Source organism: Nordella sp. HKS 07 (assembly GCF_011046735.1).
Lineage (GTDB): Bacteria > Pseudomonadota > Alphaproteobacteria > Rhizobiales > Aestuariivirgaceae > Taklimakanibacter.
On record NZ_CP049258.1, the window covers coordinates 6,851,183 to 6,869,277 of the forward strand.

Genomic DNA, 18,095 nt, shown 5'->3' on the forward strand with positions numbered 1-18,095 from the left:
GGACAGGATGTGATGCGGACCAAAACCTTCAAGGCGCCTTCGGGCGCCACGCTCAAATTCACCGAGATGGGCTTCGGCACGGCCCCGATCGGCAACCTTCTCGGCACCGTCACTGAGAAGGCGGCGCAGGACACGCTGGAGGCGGCCTGGAAGGCCGGCATGCGCTATTACGACACCGCGCCGCTCTATGGCGCCGGTCTTTCGGAAACGCGCCTCAACCACTTTCTGCGCGGCAGGAAGCGCTCCGACTATATCGTCTCGACCAAAATCGGCCGCCTGCTCCAGGTGAGCAAGCCCTCCGAACGGCTCGGCATCGGTAAGTTCTTCGATATCCCGTCGCGCCGCGAGATCTATGACTACTCCTATGACGGCGTGATGCGCTCGCTCGAATTCTCGCTCGAGCGTCTGGGGCTCGATTCCGTCGAGATTCTTTTCGTGCACGACATCGACATCTTCAACCACGGCACCGCGGCGGCGCGCGATGCCCATGTCGAGACACTGATGAAGAGCGGTTACAAGGCGCTGGTCAAATTGCGCGATGAAAAGGTGATCAAGGCCTTCGGTGGCGGCGTCAATGAATGGGAGGTCTGCGAGACCCTGACCAGGCGCGGCGACTTCGACCTGTTCCTGCTCGCTGGCCGCTATACGCTGCTCGAGCAGAAGGCGCTCGCGAGCTTCCTCCCCCTTTGCGAGGAGCGCGGCATCGGCATCGTGCTGGGCGGGCCTTACAATTCCGGCATCCTGGCGACCGGCGCGAAGCCCGACGCCACCTATAATTATTCGAAGGCGCCCAAGGATATTCTGGATCGCGTGCGCCGCATCGAGGCGGTGTGCAGGCGCCACAAGGTGAAATTGCCGGAAGCCGCCCTGCGCTTCCCCCTCGCCCATCCCTCTGTCGTCTCGGTCATCCCCGGCGGCGTCACGCCTGAGCATGTGAAGATCAATGTGAAGACTCTCGCCGCCAAGATCCCCAAGGCGATGTGGCGCGACCTCAAGGCCGAAGGCCTTATGGATGAACGCGCACCGGTGCCGAAATAGAGAACGATGCGAAGGCAACGCCCCGCTCACTTCCGTCATCCCGGCGAAAGCCGCTATCATATGCACACATCTCATGAGGGATGCGCCCTTACCCTCGCCCCGCTTTAGCGGGGAGAGGGAGGGACCCATTGCATAGCAATGGGAGGGTGAGGGGCCTTTGCGAGATTGAGTTCGACCTCAGGCAACCGAACGCTCTCGCGACAAGTAGGACCTCACTGCGTCGATGGCCGTGCCCCTCACCCTTCCCGCCGCTGCGCGTCGGGCCCCTTCCCTCTCCCCGCTGTGCTTCGCTTGCAGGGCGAGGGGCAAAGCCGCAGGCCGGTGGCCAGTCGATTTCGGCCATGTGGTGGACGGCGCCCGCCAGATGCGGCCTCGTCAAAGCAAGCAAAAGTGAATGCACGCGCGAGAAGCGAACCACTCGATCTTCCCTGCCCGAGCCATAACAATATATTTCGCAAAGCTTTGAAATCGCTATGAGACTCGACGAAGGCCGGGACCGGGGAAGGCGCTTTTCTCAGTTTCGCTGTATTTTCCCTCTATTTTCATCATGGCCGGGAAAAGCGAGGTCAAATGCGATCAGAACTGCCCGCTTTCGATCATCGCCTTGATCAACATCACTTCCATCTCATGGCTCGCGGTAAGGCGGCGCCAGCGGTCGTCATCCATTGCCTCCGAGCGCCAAGCGATGAAGGTCAGCACCGAATGTCCGCTGTCGAGCCCGACATGCTCGCCCGGCACGACGCGCACTTGAATGCGCGGCACCAGCTTCTGCGGATCGACGCCCAGATGATAGTCGATGATATGACGCGTCTCGTAGGCATCGATGCGCAGGTGAATGCTGCTGCCGTCGAACAGGCTCGTGCCGCGCACCAGCCCGTCTTCGCCGATCTCGGTCTTCCATGTGCCGAAGGACCAGCGATGCAGCTTCTGAGCATCCGCCATCCGGGCGAAGACGCTCCTCGCCTCCGCCTTCACCACCGCTGAAGTGATATGCGACTGTCCGGCTTTCATGAGGCAAATCCATAGTCCTGCTCGGCTGCCGCCTCGCTCACCAGGCCGGCCGCGATATCCGCCTTGATCGCGGCGTCGCTCCTCGCCTGCGGCCGGCCGAAGCCGCCGCCGCCCGGCAATTCGACGACCAGGCTGTCGCCCGCCGGCACCACGTGATTGCCCTTGTCCTTGAGCCGAGGCCCGCTGCCCAGAGAGGCGCTCCCCTTGCGCCCCGGGCTGCCGCCCTCACGGCCCTGCGCCGGATTGTGGATGCGGTCGAAGGTCGCCGCCGAGATGATGAAGGGCGCCTTTTCGCGATTGGCGATCTCGATCACCTGGCCGAGGCCGCCCCGATATTCGCCGGCCCCGCCTGAATCGGGCAGATACTGCTTGCGCTTGAAATAGAGCGGGCATTGCGCCTCGGTGATCTCCGCCGGTATGGCGCCGATGCCGGAGGGAAACGCCGTGGTCGACAGCCCGTCCTTGCCGGGCCTGCCGCCAATGCCGCCCAAGCCCACATTCGTCACCTGGAAGCGCTGTGCCCCGGCCGTCTCCTTCGCCGGCACCTGCTCATGCGCGCTCGACAGCGACAGGATCCAGATGCTGCCGGCACTTTCCGCCTGCACCTTGCCGGGCAGCGCCTGCGCCAGGCAGCCGAAGGTCGCATCGGCCAGCATCTGGCCGATGACATGGCGCGCCGTGACCGGGCTCGGCCGGATCGGATCGACGCAGGTGCCGGCCTCGGTGACGAGATCGAAGCAGGAGAGCGCGCCGATATTGTTCGGAACATGCGGCGCGATCACTGCCTTAAGCCCGAACACCGAATAGGCATGCGTATAAGTGCGCGGGCTGTTAATGCCGCGGATCGACGCGGGCGACGAGCCGGTGAAGTCGATGGTGATATTGCCGCCTTTGACGGTGAGCTTCGACCTGATCAGGATCGGCGCCTCATAGCCGTCGAGCGGCATCTCATAGGACCACTGGCCTTGCGGCAGCGCCCGGATCGCCTCGCGCGTCGCCTTCTCCGATTGCGTCAGGATGTGCTCGGCGAGCCTGTCGATGTCCCTCAGGCCGAATTCCGTCATCATGTCGATGAGGCGGCGGGCGCCCGTGTCATTGGCGCTGACCAGCGACAGGAGATCGCCCCGGACCTCGATCGGGTTGCGCGAATTGGCGAGGATGATGGAGAGCAGCTCCTCATTGATCTCGCCCGCCTTGCGCAATTTGAGATGCGGGATGAGGGTCCCCTCCTCGAAGGAGGAAAAGGCCCTGGCCGACATGCCGACGCCGCCGACATCGATGACATGGCAGGTCGAAGCGAAGATCGCCACCGGCTTCCTGCCGAGAAAAACCGGCGTCATCACCACATAGTCGAAGAGATGGCCGGTGCCGAGCCACGGATCGTTGGTGATGAACACATCGCCCGGCTTCATGTCCTTGACCGGGTACCATTGGAAGAAATGCTCGACCGCCGTCGCCATGGTGTTCACATGGCCGGGCGTGCCGGTCATCGCCTGGGCCAGCATGCGGCCCTTGGTGTCATAGACGCCGGCGGAGAGGTCGCCCGCCTCGCGCGTGATGGTGCCGAATGCGGTGCGCAACAGCGACTGCGCCTGCTCCTCGACCACCGCGATGAGCCGGTTCCACATCACTTGCGTGCGGATCGCGGCGAGGGCCTGTTTGGACATCAGCGGCCTCCCTTCACTTTTTCGAGGACGATATAGCCGAGGCTGTCGAGGTGAGCCTGGAAACGCGCACCGACCAGCGTCGAGGTCTCGTTCTCGGCGATGATCGCCGGTCCCTTGATGCGCGAGCCGGGCTTCATGTCGAAACGCCAATAGACCGGCATCGCGACCGTCCTGCCGAGCGCCTGGTCATAGACCTGACGCTGCTTGCGGGGCTTCGGCGCGGTGGCGGCGCGCGGTTTGCCGGCGCGCTTCACCTTGGGCGGCGTCGAGGAGACGGTCACCGACCAGGTCACCGCCTCGATCTCCATATTGGGGATGATGAGGCCGTACAGGACCTTGTAGAGTTTCTCGAAGGCCTGGCGCAGCTTCGGCCCGTCGGTCGCCTTGAGCGGACCGTCGGGCAGCGCGACGCGGATCTCATGGCCCTGCCCGACATAGCGGAAATCGGCGATGCGGATGACGCGCAGTTTCTCTTTGCCGACGGCGGGCTCGACCACCCGGCGCGCATCGCGCTCCATCGCTTTCAAGAGCGCATTGGCTTTCGCCGCATCGAAGCTCGCGAGATTGAGTGCCGCGCTGCGGGTGATCTCATAGGCGATCGGCGCCTGCAGGAAGCCGATCGCCGAGCCGACGCCGGCGCCGCTCGGCACGATAATGCGCTCAACACCGAGTTTTTCGGCGAGCGGACAGGCATGCAGAGGTGCCGCACCGCCGAAGGCGATCATGGTGCAGGCGCCGATATCCTTGCCGCGCTCGATGGCGTGGACGCGCGCCGCATTGGCCATGTTCTCCTCGACGATCTCGGTGACGCCCGCCGCCGGCCAGATGCCGTCGAGCTTGAGCGGATCGCCGATCGCCTTCTGCAGCGCGGCCTTGGCGCCCTCCTCGTCGAGCGCCATCTTGCCGCCGGCGAAGTAAGCGGGATCGATCTTGCCGAGCGCCACATTGGCGTCGGTTACCGCGGGCTCGGTTCCGCCGCGGCCATAGCAGACGGGTCCCGGCGTCGAGCCGGCGCTGTCGGGCCCGACCGTGATGCGCCCCAGCCTGTCGACGCGCGCGATCGAGCCGCCACCGGCGCCGATCTCGACCATCTCGATGACCGGGATGCGCACCGGCAGGCCTGAGCCCTTCATGTCGCGATAGGCGCGCGCGATCTCGAATTTGCGCGCCCGTTCCGGCTCGCCGTCGGAGAGCAGGCAGATCTTGGCGGTGGTCCCGCCCATATCGAAGGAGAGCACCTCATCGAGTCCCAATTGCCGCGCGATGGTGCTGGCGAGGATGGCGCCGCCTGCCGGTCCTGACTCGACAAGGCGGATGGGGAAGCGCGCCGCGGTCTCGAGCGTGGTGAGGCCGCCGCCCGACATCATGAGGAAAAGCGGCGCCTTGAGCCCGCGCCGTGACAGCTCATCGCGCAGGCGCATGAGATAGCCCGCCATCAGGGGGCGTACATAGGCATTGGCGCAGGTGGTCGAGAAGCGCTCATATTCGCGGATCTCCGGCGTCACCTCGCTCGACAGGCAAATGGTGACGTCATCGCCGAAATGCGGTGCCAGCAGATCGCGCACGCGCTTCTCATGCGCGTCATGCGCATAGGCGTGGAGAAAGCCGATGGCGATGGCGGAGACCTGGTCGGCATGCAATTGTTCGACCAGCGCCGGGATGGCGCTCTCGTCGAGCGGCACCAGCACATCGCCATTGGCGGCGAGCCGCTCGCTGAGCGTGTAGCGCCGCGTGCGCGGCACCAGCGGCGCCGGCCGGTCGATCATCAGGTCGTAGTGATCGAAGCGCTTCTCATAGCCGGTCTCCAGCACGTCGCGAAAACCTTCGGTCGTGATGAAGGCGGTCTTAGCCCCTTTGCGCTCGATCAGCGCATTGGTGGCGAGCGTCGTGCCATGGATGAAGACGTCGACCTCACCGGGATCGAGCTTCGCCTCGGCGAGAACGATGTCGATGCCCTCCAGCACGCCGAGCTCGGGTGCTGAGGTCGTCGTCAGCACTTTGCAGCTGTGGCGGCGGCCTGGTATTTCCAGGACGATGTCGGTGAATGTGCCCCCGATATCGGCGGCAAGTCGAATATCTTGTTTTGCGGCCATGTTCCTCCCTAGCTCGGCGCCTGAGAATTCCGCAAGAGCAAATCCCCGTTGCCGCATTATTTTAGGTATGAAATAATCCTCCGATGCTCGCTAAATCGCTCACTTTGAAGCATGCCCAGGCCCTCGATGCCGCCGATCCCTTGGCGGGAATCGCGGATCTTTTCGAAAGCAAGGCCGGCACCATCTTCATGGACGCCAATTCGATCGGGCCGATGCCGAAGACGGTGCGCCGGCAGGCGGAAGGCCTTCTCGATGACTGGGTCAATCTGCGCCGGCGCGGCTGGAGCAACCGCGACTGGCTCGACATGCCCTCGAAGCTCGGCGATGCCATAGCCCCGGTGATCGGCGCCGGTCCCGGCGATGTCGTCGTGTGCGATTCGACGACCATCAACCAGTTCAAGGCGGTGAGCCACTGCCTCGGCGTAAATGCCGGGCGTTCGGTCATCCTGAGCCAGAATGGCAATTTTCCGACCGATGTGCATGTTCTCCAGGCTCTGGTCGAGGCCTCGGGCGGCCACCTCTCCTTGCGCTTCGTCGACAGCGAGGAAGAGGCTGTGGCGGCGCTCGACGAGACGGTCGCGGTCGCGGCCTTGAGCCATGTCGATTACCGCTCGGGCGAGCGCTGGGACATGAAGCGGGTAACGCAAGCCGCCCACGCCAAGGGCGCCCTCACCGTATGGGACACCTCGCATTCGGCGGGCGCCGTTCCGGTCGATCTGAAGGGCAGTCGCACCGACATGGCGGTGGGCTGCGGCTATAAATACCTCTGCACCGGCCCCGGCGGTCCCGCTTACATCTATGCCCGCAAGGACATCGCCGACGCCGTCTGGCCACGGCTTGCCGGCTGGATGGGCCACGCCGATGTCTTCGGCTTCACCCGCGATTTCGTGCCGCATCCGGGCGTCAAGCGCTTCATCGCCGGAACACCCGCGGTCGCCGCCAATGAGCTGGCAAAACCTATTCTCGATATCTGGCCGAAGATCGATCCCAAGAAGCTCTGGACCAAGCACAAATCGCTCACCGACCTCCTCATCGCTTTGCTCGATCAGGAATGCGCGCCGCTGGGAATCGAGGTCACCTCGCCGCGCGATCACGGCCGTCGCGGCGGCAATGTCTCCTTCCGTTCGCCGGGTGCAGGTTCGGTCGTCGAGGCCTTGATCGACCAGGGCGTCGTCTCCTCCTTCCGCAAGCCCGACGCCATCCGCTTCGGCGTCAGCCCGCTCGTCATCTCGCATGTCGACATTCACGAAGCGGTCATGCGCCTGAAGCGCATACTGGCCGAGAACATCTGGCAAGAGCCCAAATACAAGAAAGTTTCCGTGTGAGCGCCCACCCCATCTACGGCCCCAATCCCTTCAAGCTCGGCATCTTCTCGGCGAATGCCGATGGTGGCCTCACTCTGACCACGGTGCCGGAGCGCTGGCAGGCGCGCTGGAGCGACATCACCAGGCTCTGCCGCATGGCGGACGATGCCGGCTTCGAGTTCTTCCTGCCCATCGCGCGCTGGAAGGGTTTCGGCGGCACCACCAATTCGCGCGAGCATTCCTTCGAGACCTTCACTTTTGCATCGGCCTTGGCCGCGGTCACGACGAAGATCGGCATCTTCTCGACCATCCATGTGCCGATGATCCATCCCGTCTATGCGGCCAAGGCGTTAGCGACTGTCGACCATGTGAGCAACGGCCGCGCCGGTCTCAATGTCGTGGCGGGCTGGAATCCGGACGAGTTCGCCATGTTCGGCATCCATGCCGAGGCCGAGCGTTATGCCCAGGCGCTCGAATGGTACCAGGTGATCAGCCGGATCTATCTCGAAGACAGGCCCTTCGATTTCGCTGGCAAGTATTATCAGTTGAAGAATGTCTCCGGAAAACCAAAGCCGGTGCAGCGCCCGCGCCCCGTCATTTTCAACGCGGCCTTCGGGCCGCCGGGTCGTGATTTCGCCGCTCAGGCGAGCGACTTTCTGCTCACCACCTTTTCCGAGATCGACGCCGGCAAGAGCCATATCGTCGACATCACGGCGAGAGCCGAGAAGCTCAATCACAGCCTCGGCGTCGTCGCGACCAGCCACGTCGTCTGCCGCGCCTCGCAGGACGAAGCCGAGGCCTATTACGAGCGCTACGCGGTCAGCGAGGCCGACAAGGGGGCTGTCGACTACCACATGACGCAGAAGCAGAAATTCGCGGGCTCACATGACGAGGCGACGTTCCGCCTGCATGCCAAGCGCTTCGCCGGCGGTGCGGGCACCTATCCGCTCATCGGCACGCCGCGCAAGATCGTCGACGAGATGATCCGCATGAAGGACGCGGGCTTTGCCGGCACGACGGTCTCTTTCGTGAATTACCTCGACGAGCTGCCCTATTTCACCAAGGAAGTCCTGCCCCTGATGGGCGAGGCCGGGCTCAGGGTGAAGTGATGAGCATGCGCCAACCCCTCTCTCCCGCGCAGCGGGGAGAGGGTATTGGCATGGCGTGGCATCGGAGCTCTCGGCTCATCCACGACAGCCGCATCAGCCCTTCGACGCGCTGCGAAAGACGTCCCTGAACCTGACGAGCTCGCCAGGTGCCACGTCCGAGATCGCCCAGAAGACCAGCCCGCCATCGGACCACTGCTCCATATTGTAACCGTCATGCACGGCCGCTGTCTGCGCCGTCGAGTTCGCCGGCCAGATGAAGAGATTGATGACATGGCGATTGCGGTGATAGACAAGCGCTGCGACCGCGCGCCCGCCGAGATAGTCGACACGCCCCCCGACCAGCGGGAAACCATCCTTCACGAGATCCATCACCGGCGGAGAAAAATCGATCTTGCCGTTGAACCACGGCTTGACCGTATGTTGGTCGGAGGTCGGCACATCGGTCAGGTGATCGGCCATCATCGAGCGGATATGGCTCGCCAGAATCTCGTCCTGCAGAACGAGCGTCTGGGACGGCGTGATCGCAAAGAGGAAAAGGCTTGCCGCAAGCGCGGCAGCCGCGGGCAGGAAGCTCCACTGCTTGAAGAGATCGAGCGCACGCCGCCAGGCGGATTTCTGCGGCTGCGGCCGCTGCGGCGGGTGTGATGCGGCCGCGCTCTCCTCGAAGGCCAGCATCGAAAGAACCTGTGCCCGCAATGCCTCGGGCGGGCGCCATTTCACCCCTTCCTGATGAATGACCTTCCTCGCGGCCCGCACCTCATCCATCTCCGCCCGGCAGCCCGGGCAGGCAGCAAGATGATCCTGAAACCGCGATGCATGCGGAGCGGCGAGCTCGCCGTCGACAAAACCATGCAGCAGCACGCGCCATTCCGGGCAGCCTATTCGCAGCACCTCGCTCATCGTGCCACCTCGCTCTGGCTGCATGCGCCCCAGGCTTCGCCGAATTCGCGCCGCGCCCTGGCTAGCCGCGACATGACCGTGCCGATCGGCGCCTCGATAATCTCGGCGATCTCCCTGTAGGAAAGGTCCTCCAGCTCGCGCAGCACCAGGATCTCCCGCATCGGCTCGGGCAACCCGCCGATGACGGCGCGTACGCGTTCCTGCTCGCGTCGGCGTATGGTCGCCGTCTCGGGCGTGTCCTCCTCAGAGGCGATCTCATAGTCTCCCGCGTCATCGGCATCGCTGCCGCCGCCATCGCCCATATGCTGCTCGAAACGGGCCTTGCGGCGATCGGTCTGGCGCCAGACATGGCAGCAGTTTCGCACGATGGCAAAGAGCCAGGCGCGGGGATCGCCGCCCTGGTAGGTGTCGAAACTGCGATAGGCGCGCAGGAACGCCTCCTGCACGATATCCTGGGAAGCATCCGCATCGCGGCTGAGAAAGCGGGCGAAATTATAGGCCGCATCGAGATGCGGAACGATCACGTCGTGAAAACGCTGCGTCAGCTCACTGCGCGCCACAGCCCCGGCGGCGGCTTGCTGACTGTCCTCCTTCGCCGCGGCCATCAGATGGAACAGCAGCACTGCACCTTCGAAAAGCCTCTTCGAAAAGGACGGTCGCGTTTGGCGCGGGAGTCTCTGCCAGATTGGCGGGAACAGCCAATCATTGGCACCGATGGAATGTGCGATCCGAGCTCGTGTCATCATCTTTCCTGCCTCGTCAGCAGCCAAATTGGGACATGAGGCCGGCTCAAACGAAATACGCATTGTGGGTCTCTGTCCATCTAGACCGATTGGCGCCGCATTTTATTCCAAACCGCCGCAGATTTAATTTGCGCCGACCGCGCCGTGGCGGACGGACGACCGAAATAACTGATCCATCCCAAGCACTTGGAAAAATAATGCGCGAACTTGGGAATAAGCGCCCGCTGCCTTCGGTCTAGGTCGTCAGTGAGGGCAGTAAACCATACAGCCGCTCCTCGCTGCCACGAATGCCATCACCAAAAGGAGGCATAGTCATGTTTACGATGTCACGTCGCACAGTTCTCGGTTCAGCCGCCGCTGCCGCGGCATTCGGCCTGTCGTCCAAGCTCGAATTCGTCATGCCGGCACTCGCGGCAACGCCGCTGGAACCGTCCGTCGGCTTCTACAGATACAATGTCGGCGATATCGAGGTCACGGCAATTTATGACGGCATCTGGAAGAAGCCGCACGACCCGGCCTTCATCAAGAACGCCTCGATCGAGGATACCAAGGAAGCCCTGTCGAAAGCGGGGCTCACCACCGACTTCATGCCGATCCCGTTGACGGTCGTCGTCCTGAAGCTCGGCAACCGCCTGATCATGATGGATGCCGGCTCCGGCGTCGGCCAGTGGCAGCAAAACGCCACACATCTGCCGGCGAACATGGCTGCCGCCGGCATCGACTACAAGAAGATCGATACGCTCATGATCTCGCATTTCCATCCCGACCATGTCTGGGGGCTGATGGAAAAGGGTACCAACAATCCGGTCTTCCCGAATGCCGAGCTCATCGTCAATGCTGACGAATATAACTGGTGGACCGCGCCCGGTCGTGTCGAAAAGCTCGCCGAAGGCCGAAAGCCTGCAGGGAAACGCATCGCCGAAGTCTTTCCCAAATGGAAGAACTGGAAGTTCGTCGCCGACGGCGCGGAAGTCGCCCCCGGCATGCAGCTTCTGTCAGCTCCTGGCCACACGCCCGGACATTCCACCTATCTCGTAACGTCGGGCAGCAAGCAGCTGCTCGTCTCTGCCGACATCATGTATGTGCCGGCTTTGCTGGCACCGCATCCCGAATGGCAAGGCGCCTACGACCAGGACGGGCCGATGGCCGTCGGTACGCGCCGCCGCCTGATCGACCGTATCATCGCCGACAACATCGCGATCTGCGGTTCGCACTTCCCCTTCCCCGGCTCGGGCACCTTCGTCAAGGACGGCAATGCCTATGCCTTCACGCCCACGATCCAGGACTAAAAGGCTCAAGGAGACGATCATGATCAAGATCAGGAAATACGTTATTCTCAGCGCCATCGGCCTTTGTGCCGCATCAGCCGGCTTTACCGCGATCTCCACACTGCCGGCCTTTGCCGTCGACAATATTGAAGCGACCGGTGCACCCGACCTGACCTCGGTACGGGCAAAGATCGCCGCCAAGGATTATGCCGCGGCGCTCGCCGAGCTCCGCGGTCTCGCTGAGGATAACCAGCAGGCGGATGTCTATAATCTGTTGGGGTTCACGCTTCGCAAGACCGGCGACTACCGCACGTCGCTGACCTACTACACCAAGGCGCTGGAACTGCAGCCCGACCACAAGGCCGCCCGTGAATATCTGGGCGAGCTCTATGTCGAAACCGGCGACATGGCCAAGGCCGAGGAGCAGGTGGCGACGCTGAAGAACCTATGCCCGGCCGGCTGCGAGGAACTGGCAGACCTGCAGAAGGCCATTGCCGCCAAGACGGGCAACTGAAAACTGGAGGTACGTGGGAGCGGACGAGGAGGACGCTCCCTCCCCACCACAGGGAGGATAGGATGGATACTGTCACAAGCCGGCGACATCTGGCCGATCTCGTTCTTCTTCTCGGAAGGTTGCTGCTGTCTCTGATCTTTCTGCATGAGGGTCTGTCGCTCGCCGCCAGCCTATGCTCGACATTGGCAAGCTTTTCCAAACTCGGCCTGCCGATGCCGGTGGCCTTTGTCGTCATCGCGCTTCAGCTCGGCGCCGGCCTGGCGATCGCGGCAGGCCTCTTCGCCCGGCTCGGCGCCATCGCTTTGGCACTCTTCTGCCTGGCGACCGCCCTGCTCTTCCACACGAACCTCTCGAGCCAGAACGAATTGCTGCATTTCGAGAAGGACCTGGCGATCGCCGGCGGCATGTTCATTCTTGCGATATCCGGGCCGGGATCGCTATCGATCGGTGGCTTGATCCGCAGCCGGTCGACAGCTTTGCCTCCCTCGGTCGCCGCGCTGCTCTAGTCTAGGCGGCAGCCTCCTTGAAATTATCGAGGCCACGCCGGCTCCCTCTCTCCCGCGCAGCGGGGAGAGGGAGGGGCCCAACGCGTCAGCGTTGGGAGGGTGAGGGGCATCCCTGTTACCCCTTTTATCCTGAAGCAGGTCTCACAGCGGACTGACTTCTCAGAAAGAGTCCGGTTGCCCCTCACCCTCCCATTGCTGCGCAATGGGTCCCTCCCTCTCCCCGCTCTCGCGGGGCGAGGGTATTGGCATGCGAGGCGAGGGTATAAGCCCACGCGACACAGGATGTGTAAATTCGATAGCACGCAGCGGGGAGAGGGTATTGCAGCGAGACGCATTACTTCACGAACGCAGCATCCCTCTCTCCGGCGCAGCGAAGAGAGGGGGCTACCATGCCCCCTCTTCCACGCCTGTTCAACCCGCGGCGAAGCTAGCTTGAGCAACGATGATCGCCAATACGCCAGTTCGGCAGACCGTAATTGTCCGGCCATGGGTGGACCTCACGATCATTGAAGTACACGACGGCAGTTAACCGCGGAAACTGAGCATGCGCTTTCGCGACATCCTTCGCCCACTTGCACGCATAGGCATCATCGCCTTCGTAGCCAAGCTCAGACACCACGATCGGCTTGTCGAAGCCTTCGGCCAGGCGATAACCTGGTTCGAGGGCTTCGGCGAATGTCCGCTCTTTGTCAAAATGGGCTTTGTCATACGCCTGAAGGCCAAACACCGAGAGGCCGACGATGTCGACATACGCATCGCCCGGATAGTAGCCTTGCATGTTGGAATTGCCCTTCGGCGACCACATATACTGGGCCGTTTTGAGATGCTTGCGGCATTCCGTGATCATGCGCTGGTAGGCCGCGACATAGTTTTTTGGCGACCAGTTTGACCAGGTGAACTGGCCGCTGGTGTCGTCCATCTCCTGGGCCCAGCGAATGATGACCGGACTCTTCAGATCGGCCGCGGCCGAACAGACCGCCGCCATGTTGCTGTCATAGCTACCGGCCAAAATCCCCTTCAGGAGTTCATCCGGGCTCTTCCGCCAATCGACCGACCAGGACCAGGGTTCGATCGTGATCATGAGCGACCGGCCGCGCTGCAGCGCATATGCATCGGCAAGCGCCAGGGTCGACAGATCGACGTCCTCCCAGGGCAGGAAGAGATGCTCGATCTTCACGTTGCGATCGTTGCTGAAATCGCCGTGAGGATCGTAGGCGCCAAACGCGATGGAGCTGTCGGTAATGACCGGCCGCTCGTCGGTGACCCCACCTGGCGCCTGGACATCGTCGGCCAGAACGCTACGCGACATGCCTACCGCCGACACGGCGACTGATAATGCCAGCACGCATGAGCGCGCCGCCATCAGAATGGCGTTTTTCCTGCACTTGATCATTTCTTTTTACTCCTGCTGATCTTGCCCTTGGGACGGGACGTTGCCGGCTTGATCGCGATTCTGAGCTTGTACAAATTCAGGGAAACCAGATCCCGCGACACAAGCTTGTTGAACTCATCGCCTTCGGCGACTGGGGAATGCTTGAAGATGTACCAGTTCTGCGACGGATCTCGTTTCTGATAGATCGTGTCGCCGACCCGCTTGTGGCTGAAACAGGTTCTGGCAGGGGCGACGCCGGACGACGAATGCCACAGCGCCTTGAAGCACATCCGGCCTTTGTCATTCACGGTCCATCGTCCCTCCGCCCAGGTAGCCTTATCGCCGGATCCGGCCCAAGCCGTAAAACGGCGTCCGTCCGCTTGCATCAGGCCCGCGCCATCGCTCCATTGCCAGGACTTATCGCGATACAGGTTGTAGAGCTCAGTGGCTGTCATGGCCTTTGCGTTGGGCGGTGGCGCTTCCGCCCCCCGGCTGCCGCCTGCGAATGCAAGGAGCGAGAAGGCTCCAAGACAAGCATATACCGCAAGGCGGCGACGCCCGCTCACGACACGTCTGCCGATACAGTATACATCGTTGGTTCCGACATTTGCACTATTCATGGTTGCCAACTCCTGTTGCGTCCTTCTGACTCAATTGTTGGGACTTGGCGCTTCGCTACGCCATCTGGGACTGAACGTGATCGTGCGAAGACCCGATTCACCAAGTCCGGCACCTGCCACAGAGTATTTCTCGTGGAAAAGACTGAAGCGGCTGAACCCGAATGCCAGCGACTCGGCTCCCTCCAGACCGTGCTGGGTAGTTGCGATCCCCGGCAGCAGGAAGAGTGAAAGGATACTTGCCGCCAATGCCGGCTGATAGGCGCGTCGCGAAACCCTCACGACATTCTCGCGCGCATGCTGGACGACGACGACGAGAAGCAGCACCGCATAAAGAGCGGCATTGATGATGGCGAAGATATAAAATCCGCGGGAATCGCCGGCGTTGGCGATAAGGAGCGCCGGCAGCACGGAGGCAATCGAAAGCGCCGCATAGGGTGCCAGGACCCGCAGGGGCAGGAAGTCGACCTCTGACGCCCCTTTCGGCGTGATGCGGAAATCCACGAACGAGCCGGTCAGCCAGTCGCGAACGGCGGCTATCGTTCCCGCCACCGCCCATGGCCAGCGCGCGAACAGAAACAGAGAGAACTCCCAGCTGAGGATCTTTGCATCCACCGGACGGAAGGAGCCGTTGGCTCGCCACCTATAGGCCAAGAGGACCAGCACGGCGGAGAGCGGCGCGAAATGCAGGAGAAAGTCCGGATAGGTGACGTTGACAAAGTTCTCACCGCGGACGAGCGCGATAATCGGCATCGCGAACATCAGAGCCATGAAAAGGGCGAACAGCGGATACCAGAGCTGTGAAAATACAAACTGGAATTTCAACCGCCACGGCAGGCGGGGAACAAGGATCGGGGAGTATTGCAGCAGCAGCGTGACGAGGCTGCGCGACCACTGAAACTCCTGGATGACAAGATCCGCGAATGTGCGCGGTCCATCACCATGGGCGATCGCATCGAGCGCGTGGACGCCGCGCCAGCCGTGGGCGTTCATCAAGAGCGTGGTCGAATGGTCCTCGGCGAGATCCGGACCAAGCCCGCCAATGTCTTTCAGTGCCGCAGTGCGGACCGCATAGTGGGATCCGATGCACAGGGGGGCAAGATTACCATTGTACCCGGCTTGCAGCGTACCGTGCATGCTCGCCTCGGCATAAAGGCGTCCGCGCGCGGACCAGCTTTCGGCAGCATTACGATCGCAGATGCTGGGCGCCGAGACATATCCTACGGCCGGGTCGGCGAACGGACGCAGCATCTGGCGGAGATAATCGGGTTCCGGAACATGATCGGCATCGAGCTGGACGCAAAAGTCGTAGCGCTCGTAACCGTAGTGATCGTAGAAGAACGCTAGGTTGCCTTCCTTGCAGCGCGTGCGGCGCGGCCAGGTCGCGCGGTGATAGTCGGCCCTGCCTTTGCGCGTCGAGACGAAGACGCCGTGCTCCCGGCACCAGTTCAGGGTTTCGACCGAGGGATCCTCGTCGGCAAGCCATGTATCATGCGGCACGTCCTGAGCGAGCATCGCCTCGAGCGTCGCTGCCACCACCGAAAACGGTTCGGAGGGCGCCTTGGTCACGACCATCGCCACGCGGCTGCCGGCAGGCAGCTGCAGCGGCCCATCCGGTTTGCGACCACGACTGGTGACGGCGATAAAATAGCCCGGCAGAAACGTGACCCAGGCCAGCGGAAGCGTAACCGTCAGAAAGCCGAAGAGCCCCAGATAGTGTGATGGATTGATCCACCACGTCCAGAAAAAGGCAAGAGCCAGCAGCCAGAGGCAAGCGCCGGCCAGATGCTCGACGCGGCGGGAGCCGGTAAGCAGCGGCACCATCCGCGGCTCGGCGGCGCTGACATGCGCTGAGCTATCGGATTGCGGGATCATGCGCGCGCTTCCAGCCCGAAGAACGGCGCGGCGGTCCGCACAATCGTGTCGAGGTCAGAACATTGGGTTGCAAAACCCAAGGTCCGCTGCGCCAAGGCCGGATCGGCGTAAAGTGCCGGCGGATCGCCGGGACGACGCGGATGCAGCTCGATGGGAACCTGCCGTCCTGTGCTTCTGGCGACGGCATCCAGGATCTCGCGTATGGATGATCCCTTTCCGGTTCCCAGATTGACGGCCAGGTTTTCACCACCTGCTTTCAGATGTTCGAGCGCAAGCAGGTGTGCGCGAGCGAGGTCGCTGACATGGATGTAGTCGCGGACGCAGGTTCCGTCAGGCGTCTCGTAGTCATCGCCGAAGACCGGCAGATGCGAAATCCTGCCGCCGGCTGCAAGCAAGGCCTTTGGAATGAGGTGTGTTTCGGGATCATGCCACTCGCCAAGCTCGCCATCAGGGTCGGCACCGCAGGCATTGAAGTAGCGCAAGGCGACGTAACGCAGGCCGTAAGCGGCCGCGTAGTCCTTCAGCATATGTTCCGCGATCAGCTTGGTGCGCCCATAGGGGTTGATCGGATTTTGCGGCGTCGTCTCTGTAATGGGCAGCGAGGCAGGGACCCCATAGGTGGCGCAGCTGGAAGAAAAGATGATCTTGTCGACACTGGCCTGGCGGCAGGCGTCGAGGAGCGAGAGAGTTCCCGCGACATTGTTCTTGTAGTACTTTGAGGGATCCTCGACGGACTCCCCCACATAAGCCGACGCCGCGAAGTGGATGACCGCGGCGGGTGCGTACTTAGCCAGGACATCCGCCAGATAGCTGGTGTCAAGAATGTCGCCCTGAACAAAAGGCCCCCAGCGAACCGACTTTCGGTTGCCGCTGACCAGATTGTCATAGACGACCGGCTCGAAGCCGCCGGACCTCAGAAGCTTGGCGGTGTGACTGCCGATATAACCGGCGCCACCCGTCACCAGGATTCGTTGCACGGACATCACGCCGTCTCCGCGAGTTCACGCGCTTCCTGAGTGAGCAATCCATCAAAGTACTGAATGGTCTGCTTGAGGCCATCCGTCAACGCCACCTTCGGTGTCCAGCCAAGTTCGCGCGTCGCGAGCGAGATGTCGGGCCGGCGCTGCTGGGGGTCGTCGATGGGCAATGGACGAAGCACGAGCTTCGAACGCGAGCCGGTGAGATCGATGACCTGCTCGGCCAACTCCCGAACCGTGAACTCCACCGGGTTGCCCAGATTGACGGGACTTGTCAGCGACCGATCTGACGCCATGAGTTTCAGGAACCCGTCGATCAGATCATCGACGAAGCAGAAGGAACGCGTCTGCGAACCGTTGCCATAGATCGTGATGTCCTCGTTCTGGAGCGCCTGCACGATGAAGTTGGAGACCACACGGCCATCGTCGGGACGCATGCGAGGTCCGTAGGTATTGAATATGCGGGCGATCTTGATCTCGACATCGTGCTGCTTGTGGAAGTCGAAGAACAGAGTTTCCGCGCACCGCTTACCCTCGTCATAGCAGGAGCGCGGACCGAACGGATTGACGTTGCCCCAGTAGGATTCCGGCTGCGGATGAACATGCGGATCACCATAGACCTCGGATGTGGATGCCTGGAAGATCCTGATGCCGCGCTGCCTGGCCAGTTCGAGCAGGTTGAGCGCGCCAAGCACGTTGGTCTTCATGGTCTGTATGGGATCGGCCTGGTAGTGCGGCGGCGACGCGGGGCAAGCCAGATTGTAAATGGCGTCGACCTCGGCAACCACCGGCAGGACGATGTCCTGTCGGACGAGCCTGAACTTGGGGTTACTCGCGAGATGCTGGATGTTGCTGAGGCGGCCGGTTACGAAATTGTCGACACACAGCACCTCATGCCCCTGCGCGAGCAATCGCTCGCACAGATGCGACCCCAGAAAGCCGGCGCCACCCGTGATCAAAACACGCTGGGAAGCAGGTGTCACAGATACTGAATGCAGGTTCGACATTTAGCCTCCAATAGACCTTCTCATTGCCGCTGGTTGTCGTTGGGCGATGGCGCTGTTCAATCGGTGACACGGGCGCGCCATGCGCGACCTAACG

At 62.4% G+C, this 18,095-nt stretch carries 16 protein-coding genes; 6 read left to right on the top strand and 10 right to left on the bottom strand.

Going from position 1 to position 18,095, the window contains the following annotated elements; translation table 11 throughout:
- The first annotated feature begins 12 nt into the window (after positions 1 to 12).
- Positions 13 to 1,038 (top strand): aldo/keto reductase, encoded by a 1,026-nt coding sequence (locus G5V57_RS32485; protein WP_165173180.1) that lies wholly within the window; start codon positions 13 to 15, stop codon positions 1,036 to 1,038.
- A gap of 576 nt (positions 1,039 to 1,614) precedes the next feature.
- Here G5V57_RS32485 and G5V57_RS32490 read toward each other — a convergent pair.
- From G5V57_RS32490 to G5V57_RS32500, 3 genes are read right to left on the bottom strand one after another with little or no spacing between them, the layout of a single operon-like run.
- Positions 1,615 to 2,049: an SRPBCC family protein gene (locus G5V57_RS32490; RefSeq protein ID WP_165173182.1), complete on the bottom strand. Its 435-nt coding sequence runs from the start codon at positions 2,047 to 2,049 to the stop codon at positions 1,615 to 1,617.
- Positions 2,046 to 3,716: a hydantoinase B/oxoprolinase family protein gene (locus tag G5V57_RS32495; RefSeq protein ID WP_165173184.1), complete on the bottom strand. Its 1,671-nt coding sequence runs from the start codon at positions 3,714 to 3,716 to the stop codon at positions 2,046 to 2,048. The genes G5V57_RS32490 and G5V57_RS32495 overlap by 4 nt, the downstream gene beginning before the upstream one ends.
- Positions 3,716 to 5,809, bottom strand: a complete 2,094-nt coding sequence (locus G5V57_RS32500; protein ID WP_165173186.1) for a hydantoinase/oxoprolinase family protein — start codon at positions 5,807 to 5,809, stop codon at positions 3,716 to 3,718. Before G5V57_RS32500 ends, G5V57_RS32495 begins: the two co-directional genes overlap by 1 nt.
- 83 nt (positions 5,810 to 5,892) lie before the next feature.
- Between G5V57_RS32500 and G5V57_RS34700 the strand changes: the two genes are divergently transcribed.
- Together G5V57_RS34700 and G5V57_RS32510 are read left to right on the top strand one after the other, a co-directional pair.
- Positions 5,893 to 7,134, top strand: a complete 1,242-nt coding sequence (locus G5V57_RS34700) for a kynureninase (protein WP_165173188.1) — start codon at positions 5,893 to 5,895, stop codon at positions 7,132 to 7,134.
- Positions 7,131 to 8,222 (top strand): LLM class flavin-dependent oxidoreductase, encoded by a 1,092-nt coding sequence (locus G5V57_RS32510; protein ID WP_246737453.1) that lies wholly within the window; start codon positions 7,131 to 7,133, stop codon positions 8,220 to 8,222. Before G5V57_RS34700 ends, G5V57_RS32510 begins: the two co-directional genes overlap by 4 nt.
- Before the next feature lie 93 nt (positions 8,223 to 8,315).
- Here G5V57_RS32510 and G5V57_RS32515 read toward each other — a convergent pair whose 3' ends face one another.
- Positions 8,316 to 9,122, bottom strand: coding sequence for an anti-sigma factor (locus G5V57_RS32515; protein ID WP_165173192.1), 807 nt, complete (start codon positions 9,120 to 9,122; stop codon positions 8,316 to 8,318).
- On the bottom strand, positions 9,119 to 9,868 hold the full coding sequence (locus G5V57_RS32520) for a sigma-70 family RNA polymerase sigma factor (protein ID WP_165173194.1): 750 nt from the start codon (positions 9,866 to 9,868) through the stop codon (positions 9,119 to 9,121). The genes G5V57_RS32515 and G5V57_RS32520 overlap by 4 nt, the downstream gene beginning before the upstream one ends.
- Positions 9,869 to 10,179: 311 nt before the next feature.
- Here G5V57_RS32520 and G5V57_RS32525 point away from each other — a divergent pair, with 311 nt between their 5' ends.
- From G5V57_RS32525 to G5V57_RS32535, 3 genes are all read left to right on the top strand, one after another.
- Complete coding sequence (locus G5V57_RS32525; protein ID WP_165173196.1) at positions 10,180 to 11,154, top strand: MBL fold metallo-hydrolase; 975 nt, start codon at positions 10,180 to 10,182, stop codon at positions 11,152 to 11,154.
- A 28-nt stretch (positions 11,155 to 11,182) separates the two neighbouring features.
- Positions 11,183 to 11,647, top strand: coding sequence for a tetratricopeptide repeat protein (locus tag G5V57_RS32530; RefSeq protein WP_246737755.1), 465 nt, complete (start codon positions 11,183 to 11,185; stop codon positions 11,645 to 11,647).
- Positions 11,648 to 11,709: 62 nt separating this feature from the next.
- The gene (locus tag G5V57_RS32535) at positions 11,710 to 12,153 is read left to right on the top strand and encodes a DoxX family protein (protein ID WP_165173200.1); all 444 of its coding nucleotides are present in this window, start codon (positions 11,710 to 11,712) and stop codon (positions 12,151 to 12,153) included.
- Positions 12,154 to 12,580: 427 nt separating this feature from the next.
- Here the strand turns inward: G5V57_RS32535 and G5V57_RS32540 are convergent, their stop codons facing one another.
- The 5 genes from G5V57_RS32540 to G5V57_RS32560 are packed head-to-tail and all read right to left on the bottom strand — an operon-like array spanning position 12,581 to position 18,001.
- Positions 12,581 to 13,546, bottom strand: a complete 966-nt coding sequence (locus tag G5V57_RS32540) for a glycoside hydrolase family 26 protein (protein WP_371744694.1) — start codon at positions 13,544 to 13,546, stop codon at positions 12,581 to 12,583.
- Complete coding sequence (locus tag G5V57_RS32545) at positions 13,543 to 14,145, bottom strand: DUF995 domain-containing protein (protein ID WP_165173202.1); 603 nt, start codon at positions 14,143 to 14,145, stop codon at positions 13,543 to 13,545. Before G5V57_RS32545 ends, G5V57_RS32540 begins: the two co-directional genes overlap by 4 nt.
- A 30-nt stretch (positions 14,146 to 14,175) precedes the next feature.
- The gene (locus G5V57_RS32550; RefSeq protein ID WP_165173204.1) at positions 14,176 to 16,017 is read right to left on the bottom strand and encodes a glycosyltransferase family 2 protein; all 1,842 of its coding nucleotides are present in this window, start codon (positions 16,015 to 16,017) and stop codon (positions 14,176 to 14,178) included.
- Positions 16,014 to 17,000 (bottom strand): UDP-glucose 4-epimerase GalE, encoded by a 987-nt coding sequence (gene galE / locus G5V57_RS32555; RefSeq protein WP_165173206.1) that lies wholly within the window; start codon positions 16,998 to 17,000, stop codon positions 16,014 to 16,016. The genes G5V57_RS32550 and galE overlap by 4 nt, the downstream gene beginning before the upstream one ends.
- On the bottom strand, positions 17,000 to 18,001 hold the full coding sequence (locus tag G5V57_RS32560) for a UDP-glucuronic acid decarboxylase family protein (RefSeq protein ID WP_165173208.1): 1,002 nt from the start codon (positions 17,999 to 18,001) through the stop codon (positions 17,000 to 17,002). The genes galE and G5V57_RS32560 overlap by 1 nt, the downstream gene beginning before the upstream one ends.
- Positions 18,002 to 18,095 lie beyond the last annotated feature (94 nt).